The sequence below is a fragment of the Sphingomonas bacterium genome, assembly GCF_903643065.1.
Lineage (GTDB): Bacteria > Pseudomonadota > Alphaproteobacteria > Sphingomonadales > Sphingomonadaceae > Sphingomonas.
In genome coordinates this window covers 1-3,249 of record NZ_CAHJWX010000353.1, presented here as the reverse complement: position 1 = coordinate 3,249, position 3,249 = coordinate 1, and the positions used below count along the sequence as shown (strand labels likewise).

Below are 3,249 nucleotides of genomic sequence, written 5' to 3'. Positions count from 1 at the left end.
CAGGCCTGGCCGGCGACGGTGGCGGCCGCGATCAGCACCGCCGCCGCGCTCGCGCCGACGAAGAACAGCGGCGACAGCGCCACCCGGTCGTCGAACCCCGACAGCCACCGCCGCATCGCCACGAACGCGATCGGCCAGGCGAGCAGGTTGGCGACCAGCACCGGCCGCAGGAACTGCCCGACGAGCAGCCGCAGCACGTCGCCGGTCGACGCGCCCAGCGTCTTCCTGATGCCGATCTCCTTCACCCGCCGCGCGGTGTCGAAGGCGGCGAGACCGTACAGCCCGATGCACCCGATCACCACCGCCAGCACCGCGCCGATCGTGAACAGGCGGGAACGTTGCGCGTCGGCGCGGTAATATTCGTTGAACAATTGCGCCGCCGCCGTTCGCGCCTCGAACGGAACGGCGGGCGCGATCCGACGCCACGCCGTCGCGGCCGCGGCGAGCACTTGTCGGTCATCGACGTTGATGAACCGCAGCGCGAGTATCTGGATCGGCGGCCCGTCCGGGTGATAGAACAGCACGGTATTAGTCACCGCCTCGCGCGGCGAGCCGAAGTGGAGGTCGTCGATGACGCCGATGATCCGGAGCGGGGCCGCGTGGCTGAGCTGAAAGATTTGCCCGATCGCTCGGTCGGGGCTGGCGAAGCCCAACGCCGCCGTCGTTCCCCGGGTCACGGCGACGCCGTGCTCCGCTGATGCGAGCGTCGCGGGATCATCGCCACGTACCGCGTCGGCGGCATGCGCGTCGTCCGGAAAGCGGCCGGCAAGCAGCCGGGGTCGATACGTGTCGAAGAAGCCCGGACCGACGGAGACGAGATGCGCGGTCGGCAATGGGGCCGTCATGGCGGATCGACCGATCTCGCCCAGCGACTGAGCGATGCGGAACGCGGGCGCGTCGTCGCTCACCGTGACGCTCGTCACGCCCGGCAGGGTGCCCAACGCCGCGCGAAGGCGGTCGCGGCGATCGCCGAGCGCTGGATCGTTGAAGCTGGTCACCAGGATCACGCCGTCGCGCCGGAAGCCGAGGTCGGCGCGTTCGAGATGGCGCGCCTGCGCGAGGATCACCGCCGTCCCGATGCTCAGTGCGATCGCGACCGTGAACTGGCCGGTCACCAGAACCTGACGCATCCGGCTTCCCGCCCGGCCACCGCCGGGCGCGCGCGCAGCGGCCAGCACGGCGGCGGGCCGGAACCGCGAGAGCAGCAACGCCGGGTGTACGCCGGCGATCACGCCGACGCTTAGCGCGAGCAGCGCGGCCGCCGGCAGGATGCTGTCCCTGCCGACGTAGACGATGGCCAGCGACGCGCCGCTCGCCGCATTGACGAAGGGCATCGCGAGTTCCGCGAGCGCCAATCCGATCAGCGTGGCGAGCGCCGCCGTCGCGACCGCCTCGCCCGTGAACTGCGCGATCAGCGCGGCGCGCGTGGCGCCCACCGCCTTGCGCAGAGCCACCTCGCGCGCGCGCGTCCCCGCCTGCGCGGTCGCCAGATTGACGTAGTTGACGATGGCGAGCGCGAGCGCGAGCAGGCCGACGATGCCCAGCGTCGTGACGATCGCTCGTTCGGTCGCCCGCTGGAGATGCAGGCCAGTCAGCGGGCGCAGCGACAAGGTGACGATCCGCGCCGGGTCCGGCCCGAGCGCGCGTCCATGCCGCGTCACGAGCGCCGGCAACCTGCGCTCCACCGCACTCGCCGCCGCTTGGTCGGGCAGTCGCAGGACCGTGTAGACCTGAGGATGCGCCCAATTGTCGCCATCGGGCTGTGGGAAGCGGGAGGCATCCAGCGGAGCCGCCATCGTCATCGGCAGGCTGGTGTCGCCGGATGAGTCGGCGATGATGCCGGTCACGTGGTAGCGCAAGATCGCGCCGTTGATCGACAGGTCCAGCGAGCCGCCCAGGGCGCGACCGGGTGCGAAGTACCGGTCCGCGACCTTGCGGGCCAGCACCAAGCCGTCCGGGCGGGCCAGCGCGTCGCGCGGATCGCCCGCGACGAATCGCTGGCCGAACAAGAAAAAGAGTTGCGGGTCCACCAGCGACAGCTTCTCGCGCGTGGCGACGCCCTCGTGACGAACTGATGCCGTTACGGGCATCACGCGGACACCGCGTGTGCCTGGGAGTTCGGCGCGGAGATCGTCCAGCAGCGCCGGCATGGTCAGGTCGATCGGCTCTGGCGGCGCGCCGGGAAAGTGGAACGTCTGCTGCACAATCCATAAGCGGTCGGCCCCGGGCAACCAGCGATCCCAACCGCGCTCCCAGCGAACGAACAAGGTGAGTATGCCGAACGTCGCGATCCCCAACGCCAGCCCGCCGATGTTGAGCGCGGCGAACAGGCGGTGGCGGGTGAGCGAGCGGTAGAGCGAGGTCAGCATCTCAGGCCATCCGGCGCGCGGAGGACAGGATGCGGCCGTCGAGCATGTGGACGGTGCGCTTGGCGACGTCGGCGTGGGCGGGGCTGTGCGTCACCATCACGATGGTCGCGCCGTCGCCGTTGAGCTCCTGCAGGATGTCCATCACCTGAGCGCCGTTGTCGCTGTCGAGGTTGCCGGTCGGCTCGTCTGCGAGGATCAGCTTGGGCTCGCCGACGATGGCGCGGGCGATGGCGGCGCGCTGCTGCTGTCCGCCCGACAGCTGGTGCGGGTGGTAGCCGCGCCGGTGCGCGATGCCGACCCGGTCCATCGCCGCGACGACGCGCTCCTTCTTCTCCCGTCCCGGCATCGCGCGATAGGCGAGGCCGAGCGCGACGTTCTCCGCGATCGTCAACTCGTCGATCAGGTTGAAGCTCTGGAACACGAAGCCCAGCCGGTCGCGCCGCAGCCGGGCGAGCGACGCCTCGGGCGCGGCGGCGATGTCCGCGCCCTCGAACAGGTAGCGGCCGCCCGAAGGCCGGTCGATCGTGCCCAGCACGTTGAGGAGGGTCGACTTGCCGCAGCCCGACGGGCCCATGATCGCGACGAACTCGCCCGCCTCGACCGCCAGGTCGATGTCGGCGAGCGCGGTCGTCTCGACCTCGTCGGAGGCGTAAGTGCGGCTGACGTCCTGGAGCTGGATCATGGCGTTCCTATCGGAGCAGGAGGGTCTGGTAGGCGGCGTAGGGGCCGAGCGCGGTGGTCACGATGCGCTCGCCGGGCGCGAGGCCGGCGGTGACCTCGACCTGATCGGGGTTGCGGCGGCCGGTGGCGATCGTCCGGCGCACGGCGCGGCGCTCGCCGTCGAGCACGAAGGCGACCGTTCCGCCCGCGTCGAGCCAGC

Annotated in this window: 2 protein-coding genes and 1 pseudogene; all 3 read right to left on the bottom strand. The window is 71.1% G+C overall.

Annotated features, from left to right (window positions below; translation table 11 throughout):
- Window positions 1–2,369 (bottom strand): FtsX-like permease family protein (locus HUU95_RS11895; protein WP_174280302.1); only part of this gene is annotated, 2,369 nt, incomplete at its 3' end.
- Window position 2,370: 1 nt separating this feature from the next.
- Window positions 2,371–3,051, bottom strand: coding sequence for an ABC transporter ATP-binding protein (locus HUU95_RS11890; protein ID WP_174280301.1), 681 nt, complete (start codon window positions 3,049–3,051; stop codon window positions 2,371–2,373).
- A 7-nt stretch (window positions 3,052–3,058) separates the two neighbouring features.
- Window positions 3,059–3,249: pseudogene (locus HUU95_RS11885) on the bottom strand (efflux transporter periplasmic adaptor subunit); the annotation flags it as partial.

What these genes read in the sequence shown, in the direction of transcription:
- HUU95_RS11890 (WP_174280301.1), bottom strand. Translation starts at nt 3,051, where the DNA reads ATGATCCAGCTCCAGGACGTCAGCCGCACTTACGCCTCCGACGAGGTC.